The following is a 22,023-nucleotide window of genomic DNA, read 5'->3' as shown; positions in this document are numbered from 1 at the left end:
CCCGGGATGACGGCCACCAACCGCGCGTGTCCGTCCAGAAAGGAGGTTCCTGTGTTCAGCAAACGGTCCCCAAAGGACACCAACCGCGCCACGGCGTCGCGCAGGGTCCGTGTCCTGTCCCGGCGGCTGGACGAGGCCCGGGACGTGCACAGGCTGGCCACAGACCCCCTGCTCGGTGCGGTCACCGCGGACCGCTTCCGCATCTCGATCACCCGCACCCTGTGGTTCTTCCTCGCCCTCGGCCTCGGATTCACCACTACCGGCGTCCATGACTTCCTGGCCGGACACCTCGCCCCCACCGATCCGCTCTGGTGGGGGGCCTGGCTGACCGAACCCGCCCTCGCCGGGATTCTCGTCACCCTGCTCCGCTGGGAATCCACCATGCTCGCCCACGGCATCAAGGTCACTGAGAAACCCGTCCGCTACCTCAAGCGCGTCCTGCTCGCGGCCACCCTGGTCGCCAATGTGTGGGCCGGGCTCGCCCCCTCCCGCGGCACAGTGTCCAAAGGCATGGTCTTCTTCCACCTCACCATCCCCATCGTGGTGTTCCTCCTCGCCGAAGTCATGCCGGTGATCCAGCAACACTGCACCACCGCCCGCGAACAAGCAGCCACCTCAAAACCCGCACCCGCACCGGTACCCGTACCGGCACCGGCACCGGCACCGGCACCGGAGGTTCAGGCAGAGACCCCGGCACCACGACCCGCGCCGACGCCATCTCCGGCCCCGGAACCAGTTCCCACGCAGCCCAAGGCGTCCACAATGGCCAAACTTCCGGCCGGTGTACGCACCACGATCACCCGCGTCACCGAGGCTGCCCACGCCGCCGGTCGCGCCGTCACTGCTGACGACCTCACCGCGGCCGTAGCCCTGCCGGAGGCGATGGTCACCACCCTGGTGGCAGAACTGAACACCACCGTCAACCACCACCCGGTCAGCGCCTAACCCGCGCAGACCCTCCGCACATCGACCACGGGGCGGGCTCCCGCATCTCCAGCGCGCGAGCCCGCCCCGTGCCGTCTTCCGCACAACCGCACGACCAGGAGGCCCCATGAACGCATCCGCAGCGCACAACCTCGCGGACCGCATCCACGCCCGCCTCACCGCCCCCGGCTACAAGCGCTGGCGCGCTCGCGTCGAAGCCACCGGGGGATGCCTCAAACCCGTCCACCTCACCGGTTCCCGCACCCTGATCGACCCCGGCACCGGCACCATCCTGGACCGGTACCACGGCGTCATCTACGCCCCCTGCGGCAACCGCAGGGAGTCCGTCTGCCCGGCCTGCTCCGACCGCTACGCCAGCGATGCCTTCCACCTCATCCGCTGCGGCGTCTCCGGCGGCAAAACCGTGCCCGCCACCGTGACCGACAAGCCCCGCCTATTCCTCACCCTGACCGCGCCGTCCTTCGGCGCAGTCCACACCCGGCCCGTCACGCGCACCGGCAAGCCCCGCCCCTGCCCCTGCGGGGAGTTCCACCACCCCGATGACGCCCGCCTCGGCACCGCCATCGACCCCGACACCTACGACTACCGCGGTGCCGTGCTGTGGCAGGGCCACGCCAGCGAACTATGGCACCGCTTCACCATCCAGCTTCGCCGGGAACTCGCCACCGCCGCCGGGATTCGAGCCAAGGACTTTCCCCAGCACGCCCGCGTGTCCTACGCCAAAGTTGCCGAGTACCAGAAACGCGGCCTGGTCCACTTCCACGCCGTGATCCGGCTCGACGGCCCGACCGGACCCGACGACCCCGCCCCTGACTGGGCAGACACCGAACTCCTCGAACACGCCACACGAGCCGCCGCAACCACCGCCACCGTCAGCAAGACCTTCCTCATCAACGGCCGCGAAGAAAACCACACCTTCACCTGGGGAAACCAGATCGACCTCCGCGTGATCGCCAACCCTGGCGATGTCGAGGACAACCACGGCCACATCACCGATCAAGCCCTGGCTGGCTACATCGCCAAATACGCCACCAAAGGCACCTCCACCAGCGAAACCCCCGACCGGCCGATCCGGTCCGAACGCGACATCGACCACCTGACCGTCCACCCCCACCACAAGCGCATGATCGCGACGGCATGGGACCTCGGCGGCAACGAAGACCTCACCCACCTCCGCCGCTGGGCTCACATGCTCGGCTTCCGCGGCCACTTCCTCACCAAAAGCCAGCGCTACAGCGTCACCTTCACCCAACTCCGCGGAGACCGCCGCGCCTGGCAGCATCACGCCGCACTCCAGGCCCTTGGCGTCGAACCCGGCTCGGTGGTCGTGATCAACCATTGGAACCACACCGGCAACGGCCATGCCGACGACGCCGAACGCGAACTCGCCGAAGCCATTTACCAGCGTAAACGCGACAACCGCACCACCAACAAGAAGGAGGACACACCATGACCCGCAAGCTCCTGTCCGTCGAGGACGTTGCCGACTACCTCGGAGTTCCGAAAGGCACGCTCTATCAATGGCGCACCAAGGGCTACGGCCCCCAGGGCCGCCGGATCGGTAAGTACGTGCGCTACCGGGCTGAGGACGTAGACGCCTGGATCGAACAACAAGGGACGGTCTGATGCCCGGCAGGAAGCCCATGCCGCCCGGCACATACGGGAAGATCAGGTACGTCAAGACCGCACGTGGCTACCAAGCCAAGGCACGGTTTCGAGGCTTCGACGGTGTCATCCGTGATCTAACCCGGACTGGCAACACCAAGGCGAAGGCTGAGCGAGAACTCAAGCTCGCCATTAACCAGGAGATCCAAACGCCGTCCGGGGGCGATATCACCGCACGAAGCCGCTTCCGTGAGGTCGCAGACCTTTGGATTGCTTGGCAGGAACGACGGGTCGCAGCAGGCGAGCGGAGTGCTGGAACCCTGGACAACTACCGAAGCATGTTGCGCAACCACGTGACGCCAGCACTCGGCGAGCTTCGCTTGTCCGAAGTGACCGTCCCGCGGCTGGACAAGTTCTTCCCAGCGCTCCAAGCCAAGAGCAGTCCTGCACATGCTCGAACAGCCCGCGCCGTCGTGGGCGGCATCCTCCGATACGCGGCTCGACATGGTGCGATCACCAACAATCCCATCAGGGATATTGAACCGATCGAGGGCCGCACTCGCCGAAAGCCACGGGCGCTGACGTCGACCGAACGTCGCGAGTGGCTTGCCCAGCTCGAACAGGACCCCAAGGCCGTCGCGAAGGACCTTCCGGACCTCACTCGGTTCATGCTCGCCACTGGCGTCCGAATCGGTGAAGCCCTGGCGCTTTACTGGGAGGATGTCGACCTCGACGCCGGGGCCGTCGCTATCAAGTACACCGTCGTTCGGATCAAAGGCGCTGGCCTCAAGCGGAAACCTCCGAAGACCGAGTCCGGCATTCGGACACTGCTCCTGCCGTCATGGGCGGTGAACATGCTTCGAGAACGTCTCGCCGTCGCGACGGCTGAACACCGCGCAGGGGCAAACCCTGTGTTCCCCGACAGCCTCGGTGGACTACGAGACCCATCCAACACTCGGCGGGCGCTGCGGGAGGCTCGGGGCAGCGATGGCTTCGCCTGGGTGACCTCGCACGTCTTCCGGAAGACGGCTGGGACGGTGCTCGATGAAGCCAAGCGCAGCGCCCGTGAGATCGCTGATCAGCTTGGGCACGCCAAGCCCTCGATGACGCAGGACGTGTACATGGGTCGGGGTACCGTGTCACCCGACAACGCCGCGGCACTCGAAGACATCTTGTGAGGGTCAGCGGAAAAGTGGGGTAAAAGTGGGGTAGGTGATCATGATCATCCCCACTTGGTCGCTCTGACCTGCGGTTCAGTGCCCCCGACGGGATTCGAACCCGCACTGAATCGATTTTAAGTCGACTGCCTCTGCCGGTTGGGCTACGGGGGCACCGCAAGAGTACTGCGGTGCCCCTGTGCTCAGGACCTGGAGGCCCGGGCGAACTCTTCCTTCGGGTTGTTGATCTGCCCGAGGGACACGACCTCGCGGCGGAACAGGCCGCCGAGCATCCAGTCGAGCAGGATGTGCACCTTGCGGTTGAAGGTCGGCATCGCCTTGAGGTGGTAGCCGCGGTGGAACAGCCACGCGGGGAAGCCCTTGATCTTCAGGTTCAGCGCGTCCGCGACACCCTTGTGCAGGCCGAGCCCGGCCACCGCACCCAGGTTCTTGTGGTAGTAGTCCTTCGGCTGGCCGCCGCGCAGCACGTGGATGATGTTGCCGGCGAGGTGACGCGCCTGGCGCACGGCGTGCTGGGCGTTCGGCGGGCAGGTGGCGGTCGGGTCCTGCTCGGTGCGCGACAGGTCCGGGACGGCGGCGTTGTCACCGGCGGTCCACACTTCGGGGTGCCCGACGACCTGCAGGGCGGCGGTCGCCTCGACGCGGCCGCGCTTGTCGATCGGCAGGTCCGAGTTGGCCAGCACCGGGTTGGCCTTCACCCCGGCGGTCCAGATGATGGTGTCGCTGTCGAACTCGGTGCCGTCGGAGAGCACCACGTGCCCGTTCTCGAACGACTTCGCCGCGGTGGACAGGAACACCTCGATGCCGCGCTTTTCGAGCTGCTCGACGGTCCACACGCCGAGGGTCTCGCGCACCTCCGGCAGGATCCGGCCCGCGGCTTCCACGAGCACCCAGCGGATGTCCGAGGGCTCGATGTTCTCGTAGTAGCGCGTGGCGAAGCGGGTCATGTCCTCGAGTTCGGCGAGCGCCTCGATACCGGCGAAACCGCCGCCGACGACCGTGAAGGTGAGCAGCCGCTTGCGCAGCTCCGGGTCGAGGGTGCTGGCCGCCTCGTCGAGCTTGGTCAGCACGTGGTTGCGGAGGTAGATCGCCTCACCGATGGTCTTGATGCCGATGCCCTGCTCGGCCAGGCCGGGGATCGGCAGCAGCCGCGGGACCGCACCCAGCGCGACCACGAGCACGTCGTAGTTCAGCTGCTCGATGTGCCCGTCGGCGGCTTCGACCGTGACGGACTTGCGGTCGTGCTCGATCTTGTTGACGCGCGCGGTGAGCACATGGCACCGCTTGAGGACCCGCCGCAACGGCACGACCACGTGCCGCGGTTCGATGGCGCCGGCCGCCGCCTCCGGGAGGAACGGCTGGTACGTCATGTGGGGCTGGGGGTCCACGATGGTGACGGACGCCTCGTTGGCGCGGAGCTTCTTCTGCAGTCCCAACGCGGTGTAGAGCCCGACGTAACCACCGCCCAGAATCAAGATCCGGGTCGGTTCCGACTTCGTTGCGGCCATGGCTGTATCTTCCCACTCTCCCCGGCCCATCGCTCGCGCACCCCGACCAGCTGTGACGGGGGTCGCCGTAGCAGGGCAAAACGATTCAGATCAACCCGGCTTCCCGGGCCGCCAAGGCCAGTACATCCCGCAACATGGCGGGGGTCAACCGGCCGGTGAAGGTGTTCTGCTGCGACACGTGGTAGCACCCGAACAAGGTCAGCGGAGGCTCCCCCGGCAGGGGCACTCGCGTGCCGTGACCGAACCTGGGCAGCGGTTTCGGCAGCGGGCGTACTCGCGCGATCACGGGTAGCAACGCCTGCCAGCCGAACGCGCCGAGCACCACGACGGCCTTCAGCGTCGGGCGGAGGAGTTCGAACTCACGCACCAGCCAGGGGCGACATTCGTCACGTTCGGCCGGTGTCGGCTTGTTCGCGGGTGGCGCGCAGTGCACGGGCGCGGTGATCCGGGTCCCGCGGAGTTCGAGTCCGTCGCCCGGGTGCGTGGATCGAGGCTGCGATGCGAGCCCGACGTCGTACAGCGCTTGAAAAAGCACGTCACCGGAGCGGTCGCCGGTGAACATGCGGCCGGTCCGGTTGCCGCCGTGCGCGGCCGGGGCCAGTCCCACGATCGCCAGCGAGGCCCCAGGCGGGCCGAAACCCGGTACCGGGCGTCCCCAATAGGTTTCGTCCGCGAAGGCGGCCCGCTTCGTGGCGGCCACCTGTTCGCGCCACTGGACGAGCCGGGGACAGCGACGGCAGCAGGAGACGGCGGCGTCCAGTTCCGCGAGCGTGTTCGTTGTCACCAGCCCAGGCTAGGCCCGCCGTGCGGACTGGATAGGTTTCCGCCATGGCCGACACCACAACTGACGAGACCAGTGAACCGCAGGGCGAAACCAAGCCCGCGGCCCCGACCGACGATCTGGTCACCACCCGGCACACGCTCACCGTCAAACGGCGCAAGCTCGCCTACACGGCGCAGACGGGGCGGATCGTGCTGCGCAAGGAAGTGCACACCGACGGCAAGTTCGACGGACACGTCGCCAAGGCCGAGGTGTTCCTCACCGCCTACACCCTCGACGACGCCGAACCCGGCAGCCGCCCGGTGACCTTCGCCTTCAACGGCGGCCCGGGTGCGGCCAGCGTCTGGCTGCACATGGGCCTGCTGGGGCCGCGGCGCGTGGTGACCGGGGACGTCGACTCGCCCGAACCGCCGCCGTACCGGCTGGTGGACAACCCCGAAACCCTGCTGACGCACAGCGATCTGGTGTTCATCGACCCGGTGGCCACCGGCTACTCCCGCGCCGTGACCGGCGAACAGCCCAAGGACCACCACGGCTTCACCGCCGATATCGAATCCGTCGGCGAGGTCATCCGCCTGTGGACCTCACGCAACGGCCGCTGGATGTCCCCCAAGTACCTCGCGGGCGAGTCGTACGGCACGCTGCGGGCCGCCGGGCTGGCCGCGTATCTGCAGGAGCGGCACGGCATGTACCTCAACGGCCTGATGCTGATCTCCTCCGTGCTGGACATGGGGGCGATCCGTTTCACGGAGGGAAACGACAAGCCATACCCCCTGTTCGTGCCGACGTACGCGGCGATCGCGCACTACCACGGGCTGCACGGTGATCGCCCGCTCGACGACGTGCTCGCCGACGCGGAGGAATTCGCCGCGCGGGAGCTGCCGTTCGCGCTGGAACGGGGCGCCCGGCTGTCCACAGAGGAGCGGACCACCGCGGTACGGACGCTGGCCTCACTCACCGGACTTGACGAGTCCTATGTGGACAAGGTGAACCTGCGGATCGAACACGTCCGGTTCTTCACGGAACTGCTGCGCGACCGGGGGCTGACCACCGGCCGCATGGACGGGCGGTTCACCACCTGGGAGCCGGACGGCGGACGCGAGCACATGAGCGACGACGCGTCGATCTCGCGGCTGATGGGCGCGTACTCGGCCGGATTCAACCACTACGTGCGGGCGGATCTGGGCTACGAAAGCGACCTGCCCTACGAGATCCTGTCCGTGGACGTCAACCAGGCGTGGTCGTATTCCGACTTCGAAGGCCGGTCGGTGTCGGCGGTGGAATCGCTCAGCTCGGCGATGCGGGCGAACCCGCACCTGAAGCTGCACGTCGCGATGGGCTACTACGACGGCGCGACCCCGTACTACGCGGCCGAGCACGTGCTGGCGCACCTGGTGATCCCGGAGGAACTGCGCGAGAACATCGAATCCGCGTACTACCCGGGCGGGCACATGATGTACGTGCACGAGCCGTCGCGGATCCAGCAGTCCAAGGACCTCGCCGCCTTCATCACCGCCAGCAGCAACCGGTAGGGCCTCCGGAGTTGGCCGTGAGGGGCTCCCTCACGGCCAGCTGCCGGTGGGTCAGCGGAGTTCGTGCACGCCGGTGGAGTCGACCACGACGCTCGTCTGGGGGCCGCCGGGGCCGCAGCCGGGGCCGTTCGGGTAGGACAGCACGGGGGTCACCGTGAGCCGGGTCCCGGCCACGGTCACCTCGACCGGAGCGGCGGGCAGGTCCGGGATCTCGGCGAAGCCGTGCTTCCCCCCGGTTTCCCGCGGCTGGGCCAGGCAGGCGTCGGACGGATCCGGCCCGGTGCAGGTCGCGTCCGCCGCCATGGTCGCCGGTTCGAGCGGCACGGGGTAGTCGCGGCACGTCCCGTTCCAGCAGGCGGTGAGGGTCAGCGAGGTGGTTCCCGTCGCGACGGCCGGAGCCACCTCGACTCCGACGCCCACCCGGGTCGCGATCGCGGTGCAGCCGTGGGATTCACCGGAACCCGCCTGAGTTCCACACGCGGTCGCCGTCGCCAGGGCGAGCAGGGCCAGAAAGCGCATGCCGTGGGGACGGAAGGCGGGCGGGATCCGGTTGCATGGCCGGAAAACCGGCCGTGAGGGGTCCCCTCACAGCCGATACGACTGTGAGGGGTCCCCTCACGGCAGCGCCGCGAGGGCGGAGGGTCAGCCGCGGAGGTAGCCGGCGCCGTGGGTGACGGCGGCGTAGGCGTCGACGGCGCCGTGGCCGTAGAAGCCGTTGAACTCCGGCGTGCCCACACAGGTCGCGGTGAACGAGGCGTCCCGGCCCTCGTCGAGGTAGTCGACGGTGTTCGGCACCGGGCACGCGATGTGCGCCGCGGTCCCTTCGAGCACCCGCTGCACGGCGTCGGGGCTCATGCCGAATCCGCCCCGCGACGGCCTGCCGTACTGGGAAACGATCAGCGCGGCGACCCCGGTGGCGTGCGGCGTGGCCATCGAGGTGCCCTGCAGGTACTGGTAGTACCCGACGCGCCCGTCCGGGGCCACCGCCTTCTGCACGCCGAGCGCGATCCCGTCGGCCGTGAGGTTCCCGTCCTGGTCGATGGTCCCTTCGGCCACCCCGACATTGCGGGGGTAGGCGGAGAGGATCATGTTCTGGTTGGTGCGGTACCAGTCGGTGCCGAAACCGTCACGGAAGAAACCGCCGGGCGCGGACACCGAGATCTGCTCGGTGCCGTAGTTCGAGTAGTCGGCCTTGGCGCCGGAGGGACCGAACGAGGAAACACCGATGGTGTGCGGGCCTTCGACGGGCAGCGACAGACAGCTCGCGTTGTCGATCGTCCGGTTGTGGGTGGAGCCCGCCGGGTAGTCGGGGCTGCTGGTGTCGGGCTGCGGCGCGCCGAGATCGGTGTGCTGGTTGCCCAGCGCCACCACCGAGGTCACGCCCTTGCGGTAGGCGTAGTTCAGCGCCCGGTCGATCGCCTCGATGATGGTGCGCTGCTCGATCTTCTGCTCGGCCGTGTCGGCCGCGTTGTTCGCGCAGTTGTAGAGCCAGGGATCGACGTAGAACGACATGTTGACCACGTCGAGGCCCGCGTCGCCGGCGTAGGTGATGGCGTCGACGACGGGCTGGAGGAAGAAGAAGCCGGAGTCCTGCCCGGCACGGACGTTGACCAGTGTCACGTTCGGCGCGACGCCGGAGATGCCGAAACCGTTGGCGGCGGCGGCGATGGTGCCCGCGACGTGCGTACCGTGCCCGTTGTCGTCGTGGTCGGCGGGGTCGACGCAACCGCGGAATTCGCAGGGGCCGTCGACCACGGCGCCGGTCTCGTCGGTGGGGATGTCCCTGGTGAAGTTGCGCGAGTCGGCCGCGTCGAAGTTCGGCGCGATGTCGGGGTGCGAACCGTCGACGCCGGTGTCGATGATGCCGACCTTGACCCGCTTGTCGCCGGGCTGCACCGTGCGCGCGAGGTCGGAACGGACCGACTTCAGTCCCCACAGTTCGCCGTCGAGCGGGTCCATACCGGTCTGGACCGGTTTCCTGACGGCGCTCTCCCTGCCGCCCGAAAGCCGCTGTTCCTTTTCCACCGCGTCCGGCTTGGCGGTTGCCCTGTCCTGCGGGGCACGGCCGATCGACGTCGCCCTGGCCGCACCGTAAACCGCGCGGCTGGCCGAAATCCGCTCCACGAAACCGGAAGCGGGGGCACTGGCGGTGATCAGGCCGACCGCGGTGTTGCTGTGCAGGACGGTGCCGCCCGCGTCCCGGATCGCCTGTTCGGCGGCGGCGACGCTCTGCCCGCCCGCCGTCAGCACGGTGAATTCCGTGGCGGCACCGGAAAGCTGCGGTTGCGCCGCGGCAGTGGGCGCGGCGACGCCCGCGATGCCGCCGATCAGCGGCACGGCGAGCGCGGCGATGAGCAACCTCGTACGTCTCAAGGAAAATCCTCCTCACCAAAGGGTGAGCAGAACCTATCCAAGCTTCCGGCGAATCGGAACAAAAACCCTACTAAAGTCAGTGGTCACATTCCGGACGCGACGGTACGACGGCGAGCCCCACCCTCCCGGCCGGACGGGGTGCCCTGAAGGTGGTCTTCAGGGTCGTAAACGCCCTCAAGGTCACCTTGAGGGCACCGCGATCAGGCCGACGGGGCGGCCAGGGACAGCGCGATCCCGTCCAGGATGTCGTGTTCGCTGACCACCAGATCGGCCGGGCCGCCGCGCTCGGCCAACTGCTCCGCGAGCACTCGCACGATCAGCGCGCCCCCGCCGATGACGTCCACCCTGCCGGGGTGGATCACCGGATTGGCCGCGCGAGTGGCGTGATCGGCCGCCAGCAGTTCGTCCGACATCCTCGCGATGTCCGAAAAGGACAGTCGGGACAGGTGCGTGCGCTCCGAATCGTAGGCGGGCAGTTCCTGGGCCACCGCGGACAGTGTGGTGACAGTGCCCGCCACCCCGATCCACGTCTTCGCCTTCGCCACGTCCACCACCTCGAAGGCCCGGTCGAGCACCTCGGTGGCGAACGCGCGGGCCGCGGCGATCTCCTCACCGGTCGGCGGGTCGGACTTCAGCGCCCGCTCGGTGATCCGCACGCAGCCGATGTCCACCGACTTCGCGGAGGTCACCGAGGCCCGTTGCCCGTCCCAGTCGCCGAGCACCAGTTCGGTGGAGCCGCCGCCCACGTCCACCACGAGGAACGGCCCGTCGTCGGGATCCTGTTCGCCGACGGCGCCGGTGAAGGACAGCCGGGCCTCCTCGTCCCCGCTGATCACCTCCGCCTCCACGCCGAGGACCTCGCGCGTCATCGCGAAGAACTCGTCGCGGTTGCTCGCGTCCCGGGTCGCCGAGGTCGCCACCATCCGCACCCGCTCGACTCCCTTGCGGCGTGCGGCGATCGTGTAGTCGGCGAGCGCCTTGCGGGTGCGCTCCAGTGCCTCCGGCGCCAGGCGCCCGGTGGCGTCCACCCCCTGGCCGAGCCGCACCACCCGCATCTCCCGATGCAGGTCGCGCAGGTCGACGGTGCCGTCGTGGCGGTGCGTCAACTCGGCGACGAGAAGGCGGATGGAGTTCGTTCCACAGTCGATCGCGGCAACACGAGGCATGGGACCACCCTACGAGGTGGCCGTGACCGACGCGGTGCTAGACCCGGCGGTGCTGGACCCGGTGGTGCTGGACCCGGTGGTGCTCGTCGGCGGTGCGCACGGGTCCTGGCTCGGCGGAGTGGTGGTGCCCGTGACCGGCGGAGTCGGCGAGGGCGGCGTGGTGGTCGTGGTCGGGTTGGTCGTGGTGGTGGTGGGTGCGGTGCCGCTCGTGCTGGGGCTCGGGCACGTCGGAGTGGTCGTCGTGGTGCTGCTGCCCGTCGGGTGGCTCGGCGGTGTGCTCCCCCGCGTCGTCGTGGTGGCGGGCGTGGTGGTGGGAGGCTGCGGTGGCGAGGTGGTGGTGACCGAGGGTGCGCCGGGTTCGGCGGCCAGGACCGCGCCGGGCGCCCCGAGCGGCACCGCGCTGTCGGCCAGCGTCATGACCCCGTCGCGGTAGGCCGCGGCCCAGCGGATCACCGTGTCCACATAGACGTCGGAGTTGTTGTACCGGTAGATCGCCGACCGCAGCCAGCCGGGATCGGCCAGGTCCAGTCCACCCGAGCAGAGGTACCGGCCGGTGGCGAAGGTGGCGTCGTAGATGTTGTTCGGGTCGGCCACCCCGTCGCCGTTGCCGTCCACACCCCAGAACAGCCAGGTGGACGGGATGAACTGGGTGGGCCCGACGGCGCGGTCCCACACCGTGTCGTGGTCCCAGCGCCCGCCGTCGGTGTCCGGGATCGCCGCGACCGGGCCGACCCCGTTGAGTTCGGGGCCGAGGATGGGTTCCCGCGTGTTGCCCTCGGCGTCGACGTAACCGCCGCGCGCGTGGTTGGACTCGATGCGGCCGATGCTCGCGATCAGCGCCCAGTCGATATGGCAGGCGGGTTCCTCAGCGGCCACGAGACCGGCGGCGTTGCGGTAGGCCTTCAGCGCGGACCCGGGGATGCCGAGCGGACCGCTGGGCAGTTGCTCCGGCGGCAGCGGTTCGACCTGCACCGCGGGCCTCGGCAGGCTGCCGTCGACACTGATCTGGACCAGTTTCGGGTCGAATCCCTGGACGAGTGCGGTGTCCCGGGTGTGCTCGGTGCTCGGCGTCCTGGCCCACTGCGCGGCGTGGCCGCTGGTCACCGTGGCGGGCAGCACCGCGAGCGCGCCGCCGAGCGCGGCGATGAAGGTCTTGTGGTGGAGGGCGATTCTGCGGGCCTTGCGACGCGTGATCCGAATGCGCGTGAACCGCACCGCCCGGCTCCTCCCCTCGGCTGAACCCGCCGGGGCCGATCTTCACGGAGAAGTTGTTAAGCCCCGGTAACCGACTGGGTTATCCGCGGAAGGGGGATGATCGTTACTTTGCGCAGTCGCCCGAGGGCCAGTCCGGACGCAGCAGTTCGAGCGTCTCGTCCCCGAACGGGTTCACCCCCGGGCCGCACGCGAGCGTGTGCGCCAGGTGGACGTGCAGGCATTTGACGCGCCCCGGCATGCCGCCCGCGGTGACCTGGGTGCCCAGCGGCTCGATGGCGTCGCGTTGAGCGAGGTACGACTCGTGGGCCCGCTGGTAGGCCGCGGCGAGTTCCTCGTCGACCGCGAGGCGCTCGGTCATCTCCTTCATGATCCCGGAGGCTTCGAGCCGTCCGACCAGGGAAGCCAGCCTCGGGCAGGTGAGGTAGTACAGGGTGGGGAACGGGGTGCCGTTCTCCAGCCGCGGGTTCGTCTGCACCACCGACGGATGGCCGCTGGGGCACCGCGCCGCGATCGCGCGCAGCGCGCGCGGGGGGCGGCCGAGCTGCTCGGCGATGATCGCGCGATCGGCCTCGGTCACCGGCTCCAGCAAGGGCAGTTCCGTCTCGTTCACCGGCCCATTGTCGCAACCGCACCGCCACGGCCCGCCCGCGCCCCGCACCGCCACGCGAACCACCTCGAAACAGGCTCTAACGCCCGAGGGTGGCCCAGAGTTGCTGGTACCAGGCCATCCCGCCGACGCCGGACTGTTGCTGGGGCTGTGGTTGCGGCGCCTGCGGATTGTCCTCGGGCAGTTGCACGAGGTACGGGGTTTCACCGGGCATGACGTAGCGCAGCCTGCGCCGGGCCTCGGTCTCCACCTGCGCCGGATCGTTCAGCGCGGCCTGGCGCTCCTGCAGCCGAGCAACGTCGGCGCGCAGCTCGTCACGGCGCTGCTCCTGCTCGGAGATCTCCGACCGCTGGCTGAGGTAGGTGCGCAGCGGCACCGCGAGGGTGAACGCCAGTGCGCACACCACGATCGCGAGTACCGCCGCGCGCCGTGTGGTGGACATGGCGAGCACGCGCGTGGCACCGGCCGCCGCCGCGCGCCGCGCGTTCAGCCCGCGGCGCCACCGCGACCGCGGCGACGACTCCCGCCGCACCCGCCGGGGGCGGCCGGCGGGCGAACCCTCGGTGGGTCTGGCGGCGCTCTCCGCACGCCGGGCGGGCAGGCCGCCCGCCCGGCCTTCAGTGCGGCGGCCCCGTCTGCTGCTGCGCTCCCTCGCCCGCCGGTCCATCCTCCGGCCGTCAGCTCTCCGGAGTGAACCGCGGGAAGGCCAGGTCGCCGGCGTAGCGCGCAGCGTCGCCCAGGGTCTCCTCGATGCGCAGGAGCTGGTTGTACTTGGCGACGCGCTCGCTGCGGGCCGGGGCACCGGTCTTGATCTGGCCGACGCCGGTGGCGACCGCCAGATCGGCGATGGTGGTGTCCTCGGTCTCGCCGGAACGGTGGCTCATCATGCTCTTGTAGCCGCACGAGGTGGCCAGCGTGATCGCGTCCAGGGTCTCGGACAGGGTGCCGATCTGGTTGACCTTGACCAGCAGCGCGTTGGCCGCGCCCCGCTCGATGCCCTGCTCGAGCCGGTCGGGGTTGGTGACGAACAGGTCGTCCCCGACCAGCTGGACGCGGTCGCCGATCTGGCCGGTCAGCGCGACCCAGCCGTCCCAGTCGTCCTCGGACAGCGGGTCCTCGATCGAGACCAGCGGATAGGCGTCGAGCAGTTCGGCGTAGTACGCGGCGAGCTGCTCGGCGCTGCGCTTGCTGCCTTCGAAGGTGTAGGAGCCGTCGGCGAAGAACTCGGTCGCGGCGACGTCCAGTGCCAGCGCGACGTCGCGGCCCGGCGTGTAGCCCGCCTTCTCGATCGCGGCGGTGATCAGGTCGAGGGCTTCCCGGTTGCTGGACAGGTTCGGCGCGAACCCGCCTTCGTCACCGAGGCCGGTGCCCAGGCCGCGGCCCTTGAGCACGGACTTGAGCGAGTGGTAGACCTCCGCGCCCCAGCGCAGGGCCTCGCGGAAGGATTCGGCCCCGATCGGGGCGATCATGAACTCCTGGATGTCCACGTCGGTGTCGGCGTGCGCGCCACCGTTGAGGATGTTCAGCATCGGCACCGGCAGGATGTGGGCGTTGGGGCCGCCCAGGTACCGGAACAGTTCCAGCTCGGCCGATTCCGCGGCGGCCTTGGCCACCGCGAGCGAGACACCCAGCAGGGCGTTGGCGCCGAGGCGGGACTTGTCGGGGGTGCCGTCGAGGTCGACCAGCTTCTGGTCGACGACGCGCTGCTCCACCGCTTCCATGCCGATCAGCTGCGGGCCGATCTCGTCGAGCACCGCGGCGACCGCGCGCTCGACACCCTTGCCGCCGTAGCGCTGCGCGTCGCCGTCACGGAGTTCGACGGCCTCGTGCTCACCGGTGGACGCCCCCGAGGGGACCGCGGCCCGCGCCAGCGTGCCGTCGTCCAGGGCCACCTCCACCTCGACGGTGGGGTTGCCACGCGAATCCAGAATCTCGCGCGCGCCTACCTGCTCGATGACCGCCACGCTTCGCTCCTCATCGTTGTTTCAGCGACGACGACATCAGCGTAACGGCAGGCCGTGATCACCCGTTGGAGGCAGGCGCCCAACGAGGCGCGCTTCACTCCGCGCCCCCTTGCCCGGAGCGGACCTCCTGCCAGCCCGGGGGCAGCTCCGCGGTCTGGGAGACCCACTGCCAGAACGACCAGCTGTTGCCGCCGACGTCGGCGACGCTGAACACGCGGGCACCGTAGGGCTGGTCCTGCGGCGCGGCGATTTCGTGCTCCTCGCCCAGTGCGGCGCGGACTCGCTCGAACTGGGCGTCCACGTCCTCGACGTAGACCACGTTGAGCTGGCCGACGGGCCGGTCCACCCCCTTGGCCTCCCAGAATTCGGGGCCGACCCCGGCGAGCACGATATCGGCCTCACCGGCGGCGACGGTCGCCTGGAACACCGTTCCCGAACCGTCGACGTAGCGCACGCGTTCGGTGAAGCCGAACACCCGGACCAGCCAGGCCAGTGCCTCGGCGACGTCCGCGTAGTACAGATAGGGCGAGATTCCGAGATACCGCGGTTCTTCGCTCATGGGCGCCTAGTGGACCACGGCGTACTCCCGAGGTGTGATCACCCCCTGCCGAAAGCGGCTTTTCGCGGGTAACGTCGATACGACTATGAATGACGAGAACCTGCCAAGTGACCGTCTCGCTGAGCACCGGTTCGAAGCGTTCCGTCAGGCCGAAGCCCTGATCGAAAACCGGCGCCCGCTCGACGCGCTGAAGGCGCTTCAGCCAGTGCTCGAAGCCGAGCCCGACAAACCCAGTGTGCAGTTGCTGGCGGGGCGGGCCTACTTCCACTCCGCCCAGCTCAACCATGCCGAGAAGGCATTCGTCCGGGTGTTGGAACTGGACCCGGCCGATCATTACGCCCGATTCGTCCTCGGCCGGACGCTGCAGCGTCTCGGCCGCCTCGTGGAGGCGCTCGGCCAGCTCCGGATGGCCTGGGCGATGAACCCCGTGCCCGAGTACCAGGACGCCCTGTCCGAGGTCAACGCCCGCGTCCGGCTGCAGCAGGGCTGACGGTTCAGCCGCCGGGCCGGGCGGCCGCGAAGGTGTCGGCGGCCGCGAGGATTTCCGCCGCCCTCGGCTCCGAGCGGGTGTAGTCCAGCATGGTGTGCCACCAGCCGCCCGCCGTGCTCAGGTCCGCTCCGCCGGAGCAGAGGTACCGCGCCATCGCGTAGGCCGCGTCGTCGATGTTCATCCGGTCGGCGGGCTTGCCGTCCTGGGTCGCCCGTGCGGCGAAGCGCGCCCAGATCGCGTCCGGGACCGGCAGCGGCCCGGTGCCCGCGGCCTCGGCCTGGCCGATCCCGGCGAGCGTCGCCCACGACAGGCGGCAGGACGGTGCTTCGCCCCGCAACCACATCTCCGCGCGCCCGTAGGCCGCGAGTTGCGCGTTGGACAGGGTGGTGGCGGCCGACAGGCGCCGGGCCCAGTTGTCGAGTTCCGCCAGGTCGGAGGCCTGAGGATGGTCCACGGGCGCGGCCACGGCGGAGCGCGGGGCAGCGGCTCCGGCGGACGGGACGAGCGACGGCGTGGTGGTGGCGGCCGCGATGGCGCCGGGACCGGCCGCGGGATCCGTCCGGGGTGCGCCGGGCCTGGTCACCCCGACCGTCAGGACCAGGACGAGCCCGGTCGCGACCACTCCGGCCGTCAGCAGCAGCGAAGACCAGGAGCGATGCGGTGGCGTGCGCTCGTCGGCGGCCACTGACTCGGTGGGCTCGACCACTCGATCAGGTTATCCGCCTCGGGAAGCCCCGGTGCCGCGCGAATCACACAAATTCGTTATCCGCCCGCCAACAGTGGCACCGACCAGGCGCTCTTCCGCGAATCGGCCCGATTCTCCCCGGATATCCCGATCTTGAACACGAGCCGGGACTAGACAGCGAGGGAAGGCTAACCTAAAAAGCAAGGAGTCCGGTCCACCAGGAGGAGGCCCCAAGGTGTTGTTCTCGAGCCTGCTCATCGGCCTTCGCGAGGGCCTGGAAGCCGCGCTGGTCGTCAGTATCCTCGTCGCCTTCCTGGTGAAGACCGACCGCCGCCCGGCGCTGCGCTGGGTCTGGCCCGGCATCGCCGCCGCGGTGCTGCTCTCGGTCGGGGTGGGCGCCCTGCTCACCTACACCACCGCGCAGCTGTCCTTCGAACAGCAGGAGCTGCTCGGCGGCTCGCTGTCCGTCGTCGCCGTCGGCTTCGTCACGGCGATGATCTTCTGGATGCGCAAGGCGTCCAAGAGCATCGCCAGCGAACTGCGGGGCAAGATGGACCAGGCGCTGGCCATCGGCCCGCTCGCGGTGCTGCTGCTGAGCTTCCTCGCCGTCGGCCGCGAAGGGCTCGAGACCGCCGTGTTCTTCTACGCCGCCGTGCAGAGCGCCCAGGGCGGCACCACGCAGCCGCTGGCCGGATTCGCCTTCGGCATCGTGCTCGCGGTCGTGCTCGCCTACCTGCTCTACCGCGGCGCCGTGCGCTTCAACCTGGGCAAGTTCTTCACCGTCACCGGTGTGCTGCTGGTGTTCGTCGCCGCGGGCGTACTCGGCTACGGCCTGCACGATCTGCAGGAGGCCGGTTACCTGCCCGGGCTGCACCTGCTCGCCTTCGACACCTCCGCCGCCATCCCGGAGACCTCCTGGTACGGGGCGGTGCTCAAGGGCATCTTCAACTACTCGCAGCAGACCACCGTGCTCCAGGCCACGGCGTGGGTGGTCTACGTCGCGATCGTGCTGCCGCTGTTCCTGCGCCGGCCCGCCCCGAAGCCCTCCACCCTCGCCGGTGCGGGCGCCGTTAAGGAGTGACCTTGCCGAAGTCCGTTCCCGCACTGTCCGGTGCGGCCGTGGTCCTGCTCGCCCTTTCCGCCTGCTCGAGCGGGCAGAACACGTCCGCCGACGGCACCGCGCCGATCACCGTGTCCGCCACGGACACCTCCTGCGAGGTCGCGCCGACCAGCGCCAAGGCGGGCAACCTGACCTTCGAGGTGACCAACAAGGGCACCAAGGTCACCGAGTTCTACCTCTACGGCGAGGGCGACAAGATAATCGGCGAGGTCGAGAACATCGCGCCGGGACTGGCCCGCAAGCTCACCGTCGCGGTTCCGGCCGCGGGCACCTACCAGGCGGCCTGCAAACCCGGGATGGCGGGCGACGGCATCCGCGTCCCGCTCACGGTGACCGGCGCGGCGGCCCAGCCCGCCGCCGACACCGCGCTGACCAGCGCGGCGAAGAGCTACGCCGGGTACGTGGCCGCGCAGGCGGGCACGCTCAAGGCCGAGACGCAGAAGTTCGCCGACGCGGTCAAGGCGGGCAGGGTCGACGAGGCCAAGGCCCGCTACGCGAACACGCGGGTCTACTACGAGCACATCGAACCGGTCGCGGAGAAGTTCTCCGACCTCGACAAGGCCATCGACGTGCGCGAGGCCGACGTCGAGCAGGGCAAGCCGTTCACCGGTTTCCACCGGCTGGAAAAGGACCTGTGGGCCACCGGGCTGCAGCCGGACAGCGGCCGGATCGCCGACCAGCTCGTCGCCGACGTCACCACGCTCACCGAGCGGTCCGCGACGCTCGAACTGACCGGGCTGGACCTGGCCAACGGGGCGAAGGAACTGCTCGACGAGGTGGCCACCGGCAAGGTCACCGGCGAGGAGGAGGCGTTCTCGCACACCGACCTGTGGGACTTCCAGGCGAACGTGGACGGCTCGAAGGGAGCGATCGAGGCGCTGCGGCCCGTCCTGCAGGCCCGCGACCCGCAGCTCACATCAACTGTGGACAGTCAGTTCGCGAACGTGCAGCGCTTGCTCGACAAACAGCGCAACGGCAACGGTTTCCGTTACTACACCGAGCTGAGCCAGGACCAGATCAAGGAACTCGCCTCCGCGGTGGACGCGCTGGGCGAGCCGCTGAGCAAGGTCGCCGAGGTCGTGGCCCGATGACGCAGCTCTCCCGGCGAAAGGTGTTCGGTCTCGCCGGAGCCGGTGTCGCGCTCGCCGGCGCGGGTGCCGCCGGGGCCGGCCTCGACCGGACCCTCGGCGGGCCCGCGAGCCCGGCGCACACCGAGACGGTGGAGTTCCACGGTGCCCACCAGGCCGGCATCGTCACGCCCGCCCAGGAACACCTGCACTTCGCCGCGCTGGACGTGACCACGAACGACCGGGCCAAGCTGGTGGCCCTGCTGCGAGCGTGGACCGACGCGGCCCGGCAGATGACGGCCGGGCGCGAGATCGGCACCGGTGGTGCGGTGGACGGTTCGCCCGCGGCCCCGCCCGGCGACACCGGGGAGGCGCTGGAGCTGCCCGCCTCCTCGCTCACCCTGACGATCGGGTTCGGGCCGTCGCTGTTCGACGACCGGTTCGGGCTGGCCGGGCTGCGCCCGCCCGCACTGGTGGACCTGCCCGCATTCCCGCGTGACAAGCTGGATCCCGCCCGCTGCGGTGGGGACCTGTGCATCCAGGCCTGCGCCAACGATCCCCAGGTGGCCGTGCACGCCGTCCGCAATCTGGTGCGGCTCGGCTTCGGCACGACGGAGGTGCGCTGGTCGCAACTGGGGTTCGGGCGCAGCTCGTCGACCTCGCGCAGCCAGACCACGCCGCGCAACCTGTTCGGCTTCAAGGACGGCACGAACAACCTCAAGGCCGAGGACACCGCCGCGCTGGACCAGCACGTGTGGGTCGGCGCGGGCGACGGGAGTCCCTGGCTGACCGGCGGGTCCTACCTGGTGGCGCGGCGGATCCGCATGCACATCGAAACCTGGGACCGGACCTCGCTGGACGAACAGGAGCAGGTGATCGGCCGCGCCAAGGGCAGCGGCGCCCCGCTCGGGCAGTCCGCCGAGTTCGACGCGGCGGACCTGCACGTCCGCGGCGAGGGCGGCAAGCTCGCCATCCCTGAGGACGCGCACGTGCGGCTCGCCTCCGCGGAGTCGCAGAACGGCGTGAGGATCCTGCGGCGCGGCTACAACTTCGTCGACGGGTCCGACGGCGTCGGACACCTGGAGGCGGGACTGTTCTTCCTCGCCTTCAACCGGGACCCGCGCACCCAGTTCATTCCCATGCAGAAGTCACTGGCGGCCCATGACCGGTTGATGGAGTACACCCAGCACACCGGCTCGGCCCTCTTCGCCGTGCCGCCCGGCGTCGGCCCCGGCGGCTACTGGGGCGAGACCCTCTTCGGCCAGTAGGCGCGCCAGCCGTCGGCCTCCAGCGTCGACGGCTCCACCCCGTCGGCCCGCGCGTTGCGCTCCGCCTCGCGGACGTCCTCGGCGAACCGCTTCGCCACCGCCCGCAGCTCACCCTCCGGATCGGACCCGGCACGGCGGGCGGTCGCGGCGATGCGGAACAGCTGCGCCGCCGCATCGGAACCGGAAGGCAGCAGGTCCAGCGGGACGCCCGCCCGCCCGCTGCGGTGGCCGAGCTTGCCCGCCAGCGCGGTCGCGGGCTGGCCGAGCGCCACACCGTCCACAAGGGACTCGCGCTGCTTCTCGGCCTGCTTGAGCTCCTCCCACTTCACTTCCTGGTGCTCGGCCGTCTCGATGCGGGCGGCGTCGGCGAAGACGTGCGGATGACGGCCGACGAGCTTGGCCACCAGTTCCCCGGCGACCACGTCGATGTCGAACGGGTCGTCCGGATGCTCCGCCGCCACCCGCGCGTGGAACAGCACCTGCAGCAACACGTCCCCGAGCTCCTCACGCAGGGCCGTGCGATCCCCGTCCTCGATGGCCTCCAGCAGCTCGTAGGTCTCCTCCACCAGGTACTGCCGCAATGACTCGTGAGTCTGCACGGCGTCCCAGGGACAGCCGCCGGGCGAACGCAACCGGTCCATCACCTGCGCCGCCTCCACCAGGCACGCCCCGGACGGCTGCGCGACGATCCGGGCCTGCGGCAGCGCCGCCACCAGCGGGTCACCGGCGTGGGCCGCGATCAGTACCACCGCGCCCTCGGCCGCCTCCGCGACCAGCGCGTCACGCTCCGGAGCGGGCTTCGCGCCCAGCAGGTCGGCCACCTGCTCGCTCACCCCACTCGCGTAGACCGCCCGCGCGCCACTGAGGAACGGGAACGCGGCCACGGGCACACCGGCGGCGGGGTGGGGCAGGAGAACGACCGTGGCGGTCAAGGCTGAGGAGTTCCCTTCACCGAGAGGACGAGACCGGTGGTCTCGGCCGCGCTGGCCGCGAGGTTCAGCGCGGTCGGGTCCCATACACCGTAGCGCGGGTTGATTTTCAGGCCCAGCTGGTCGAGTCGCGGCTGCAGCAGCCGGAGCCCGATCGCGGCGAGCTGCCCCGCGGTGGGAGTGGTCGCCTGGTCGACCGACTGCTGGGCGCCCAGGTCCCGCGCCCGCACCACGGCGACGATCCACACGGCCCGCTCGGCGCTCGGCTGGAACGCCACCACGGTGCCCGGCGGCACGCCGAACAGCACCGTGCCCGCGAAGTCCGGCGCCTGCACCGCGGGCACCCGCTCGCCGAGGGAGGTCTTCGCCCCGGCGGCGGCATCGGCCTGGATGACCTTCGCCGCGGCGTCGGGATCGGCGGCCATCTGCCCGGCCTTCGCGAACGCCTTCTCCCGCATGGTCACCGGGTTCGCCCCGCCGTCGTCGGTGACCACCGAGGTGTAGTCGAAGGTGATGGCCAGCTTGTCGAAGTACTGCTTGCCCAGCGACTGCAGCAGCAACTGGTCGGTGATCACCTCGCGGTGGTCGCGGACGCGGTAGACGATCTGCGCGGGCAACTGCGAGGGGTCCACGGTGTTCGCGGACAGCGGCGCGGCGAGCGGATCCTGCGCGAGCACCTGCGCGACCTGGTTCGGATCGACGGAAACGCCGTCCTGCTGCGCGGTCCGCGTGATCAGCTCGTGCAGTACCAGCTGTCGCACCGCCTCGCGGCCGACCTGGTCGAGCTTGTGCTGCTGCGCCATCTGCTGCGCGGCGGGCTGCTCCTGCACGGATTTGTCGATCATCGACTGGACCTGGTCGATGGTGACGATCTCGTGGTCGTCGAAGAAGGCAGCGGCGCCGACCTGACTCGGCGCTGAACCACATCCGGCGAGCAGCAGGCAGGCGGCGAGAACGGCGATCAGTGCGCGAGGGCGAGCCATGATCCGCATCACGTGCGTACCCTCTCACAACTCGCCCCGTTCCGGCAC

22 protein-coding genes and 1 tRNA gene are annotated in these 22,023 nt (G+C 69.8%); 9 read left to right on the top strand and 14 right to left on the bottom strand.

The genetic code is table 11. The annotated features are described in order from the left end of the window. Positions 1-51: 51 nt before the first annotated feature. From ORV05_RS02025 to ORV05_RS02010, 4 genes are all read left to right on the top strand, one after another. The gene (locus ORV05_RS02025; RefSeq protein WP_268756749.1) at positions 52-945 is read left to right on the top strand and encodes a hypothetical protein; all 894 of its coding nucleotides are present in this window, start codon (positions 52-54) and stop codon (positions 943-945) included. Positions 946-1,051: 106 nt separating this feature from the next. Then, positions 1,052-2,398: a replication initiator gene (locus tag ORV05_RS02020; protein ID WP_268756748.1), complete on the top strand. Its 1,347-nt coding sequence runs from the start codon at positions 1,052-1,054 to the stop codon at positions 2,396-2,398. Beyond that, on the top strand, positions 2,395-2,571 hold the full coding sequence (locus ORV05_RS02015; RefSeq protein ID WP_268756747.1) for a helix-turn-helix transcriptional regulator: 177 nt from the start codon (positions 2,395-2,397) through the stop codon (positions 2,569-2,571). The genes ORV05_RS02020 and ORV05_RS02015 overlap by 4 nt, the downstream gene beginning before the upstream one ends. Next, positions 2,571-3,728 (top strand): site-specific integrase, encoded by a 1,158-nt coding sequence (locus ORV05_RS02010; protein WP_268756746.1) that lies wholly within the window; start codon positions 2,571-2,573, stop codon positions 3,726-3,728. Before ORV05_RS02015 ends, ORV05_RS02010 begins: the two co-directional genes overlap by 1 nt. 79 nt (positions 3,729-3,807) lie before the next feature. On the opposite strand, the gene ORV05_RS02005 is transcribed toward ORV05_RS02010, so the two are convergent. From ORV05_RS02005 to ORV05_RS01995, 3 genes are all read right to left on the bottom strand, one after another. Then, a tRNA-Leu gene (locus tag ORV05_RS02005) sits at positions 3,808-3,881 on the bottom strand. A 29-nt stretch (positions 3,882-3,910) separates the two neighbouring features. Beyond that, positions 3,911-5,236 carry an NAD(P)/FAD-dependent oxidoreductase gene (locus ORV05_RS02000; protein WP_268756745.1) on the bottom strand — a complete coding sequence of 442 codons (1,326 nt, stop codon included), beginning with the start codon at positions 5,234-5,236 and terminating at the stop codon, positions 3,911-3,913. 85 nt (positions 5,237-5,321) lie between these two features. Beyond that, complete coding sequence (locus ORV05_RS01995; protein ID WP_268756744.1) at positions 5,322-6,020, bottom strand: uracil-DNA glycosylase; 699 nt, start codon at positions 6,018-6,020, stop codon at positions 5,322-5,324. A 44-nt stretch (positions 6,021-6,064) separates the two neighbouring features. Here ORV05_RS01995 and ORV05_RS01990 point away from each other — a divergent pair, with 44 nt between their 5' ends. Beyond that, complete coding sequence (locus ORV05_RS01990; protein ID WP_268756743.1) at positions 6,065-7,549, top strand: S10 family peptidase; 1,485 nt, start codon at positions 6,065-6,067, stop codon at positions 7,547-7,549. A 51-nt stretch (positions 7,550-7,600) separates the two neighbouring features. Here ORV05_RS01990 and ORV05_RS01985 read toward each other — a convergent pair whose 3' ends face one another. From ORV05_RS01985 to ORV05_RS01950, 8 genes are all read right to left on the bottom strand, one after another. Further along, positions 7,601-8,068, bottom strand: coding sequence for a hypothetical protein (locus ORV05_RS01985; protein ID WP_268756742.1), 468 nt, complete (start codon positions 8,066-8,068; stop codon positions 7,601-7,603). Positions 8,069-8,191: 123 nt separating this feature from the next. Further along, positions 8,192-9,922: a S8 family serine peptidase gene (locus tag ORV05_RS01980; RefSeq protein WP_268756741.1), complete on the bottom strand. Its 1,731-nt coding sequence runs from the start codon at positions 9,920-9,922 to the stop codon at positions 8,192-8,194. 200 nt (positions 9,923-10,122) lie between these two features. Next, complete coding sequence (locus ORV05_RS01975; RefSeq protein WP_268756740.1) at positions 10,123-11,088, bottom strand: Ppx/GppA phosphatase family protein; 966 nt, start codon at positions 11,086-11,088, stop codon at positions 10,123-10,125. A gap of 9 nt (positions 11,089-11,097) precedes the next feature. Further along, entirely contained in the window at positions 11,098-12,303 is a 1,206-nt protein-coding gene (locus ORV05_RS01970) for a lytic transglycosylase domain-containing protein (protein ID WP_268756739.1), read from the bottom strand. 103 nt (positions 12,304-12,406) lie between these two features. Beyond that, complete coding sequence (locus ORV05_RS01965; protein WP_144587694.1) at positions 12,407-12,913, bottom strand: DUF501 domain-containing protein; 507 nt, start codon at positions 12,911-12,913, stop codon at positions 12,407-12,409. Positions 12,914-12,989: 76 nt separating this feature from the next. Beyond that, positions 12,990-13,577, bottom strand: coding sequence for an FtsB family cell division protein (locus ORV05_RS36405; RefSeq protein WP_407652669.1), 588 nt, complete (start codon positions 13,575-13,577; stop codon positions 12,990-12,992). 10 nt (positions 13,578-13,587) lie between these two features. Next, the gene (gene eno, locus ORV05_RS01955; protein WP_268756738.1) at positions 13,588-14,874 is read right to left on the bottom strand and encodes a phosphopyruvate hydratase; all 1,287 of its coding nucleotides are present in this window, start codon (positions 14,872-14,874) and stop codon (positions 13,588-13,590) included. A gap of 94 nt (positions 14,875-14,968) precedes the next feature. Next, complete coding sequence (locus ORV05_RS01950) at positions 14,969-15,433, bottom strand: VOC family protein (RefSeq protein ID WP_268756737.1); 465 nt, start codon at positions 15,431-15,433, stop codon at positions 14,969-14,971. Positions 15,434-15,518: 85 nt separating this feature from the next. Between ORV05_RS01950 and ORV05_RS01945 the strand changes: the two genes are divergently transcribed. Beyond that, positions 15,519-15,923, top strand: coding sequence for a tetratricopeptide repeat protein (locus ORV05_RS01945; RefSeq protein WP_268756736.1), 405 nt, complete (start codon positions 15,519-15,521; stop codon positions 15,921-15,923). A gap of 4 nt (positions 15,924-15,927) precedes the next feature. Here the strand turns inward: ORV05_RS01945 and ORV05_RS01940 are convergent, their stop codons facing one another. Continuing rightward, positions 15,928-16,629, bottom strand: coding sequence for a lysozyme family protein (locus ORV05_RS01940; RefSeq protein WP_268756735.1), 702 nt, complete (start codon positions 16,627-16,629; stop codon positions 15,928-15,930). 214 nt (positions 16,630-16,843) lie between these two features. Here ORV05_RS01940 and efeU point away from each other — a divergent pair, with 214 nt between their 5' ends. Genes efeU through efeB form a run of 3 tightly spaced genes read left to right on the top strand, consistent with a single transcriptional unit; the run spans position 16,844 to position 20,063 of the window. Next, complete coding sequence (efeU, locus tag ORV05_RS01935) at positions 16,844-17,689, top strand: iron uptake transporter permease EfeU (protein WP_268756734.1); 846 nt, start codon at positions 16,844-16,846, stop codon at positions 17,687-17,689. Next, positions 17,686-18,819 carry an iron uptake system protein EfeO gene (gene efeO / locus ORV05_RS01930; protein WP_268756733.1) on the top strand — a complete coding sequence of 378 codons (1,134 nt, stop codon included), beginning with the start codon at positions 17,686-17,688 and terminating at the stop codon, positions 18,817-18,819. The genes efeU and efeO overlap by 4 nt, the downstream gene beginning before the upstream one ends. After that, a complete protein-coding gene (gene efeB, locus ORV05_RS01925; protein ID WP_268756732.1) occupies positions 18,816-20,063 on the top strand; it encodes an iron uptake transporter deferrochelatase/peroxidase subunit in 1,248 nt (415 codons plus the stop codon). The genes efeO and efeB overlap by 4 nt, the downstream gene beginning before the upstream one ends. Here the strand turns inward: efeB and ORV05_RS01920 are convergent. Together ORV05_RS01920 and ORV05_RS01915 are read right to left on the bottom strand one after the other, a co-directional pair. Then, entirely contained in the window at positions 20,033-20,995 is a 963-nt protein-coding gene (locus tag ORV05_RS01920) for a MazG family protein (protein WP_268756731.1), read from the bottom strand. The genes efeB and ORV05_RS01920 overlap by 31 nt on opposite strands. Beyond that, positions 20,992-21,975: a hypothetical protein gene (locus ORV05_RS01915; protein ID WP_268756730.1), complete on the bottom strand. Its 984-nt coding sequence runs from the start codon at positions 21,973-21,975 to the stop codon at positions 20,992-20,994. The genes ORV05_RS01920 and ORV05_RS01915 overlap by 4 nt, the downstream gene beginning before the upstream one ends. Positions 21,976-22,023: the final 48 nt, after the last annotated feature.

The sequence above is a fragment of the Amycolatopsis cynarae genome, from assembly GCF_026802195.1.
Lineage (GTDB): Bacteria > Actinomycetota > Actinomycetes > Mycobacteriales > Pseudonocardiaceae > Amycolatopsis_E > Amycolatopsis_E rhizosphaerae.
This window is presented reverse-complemented; position numbering and strand designations above follow the sequence as displayed.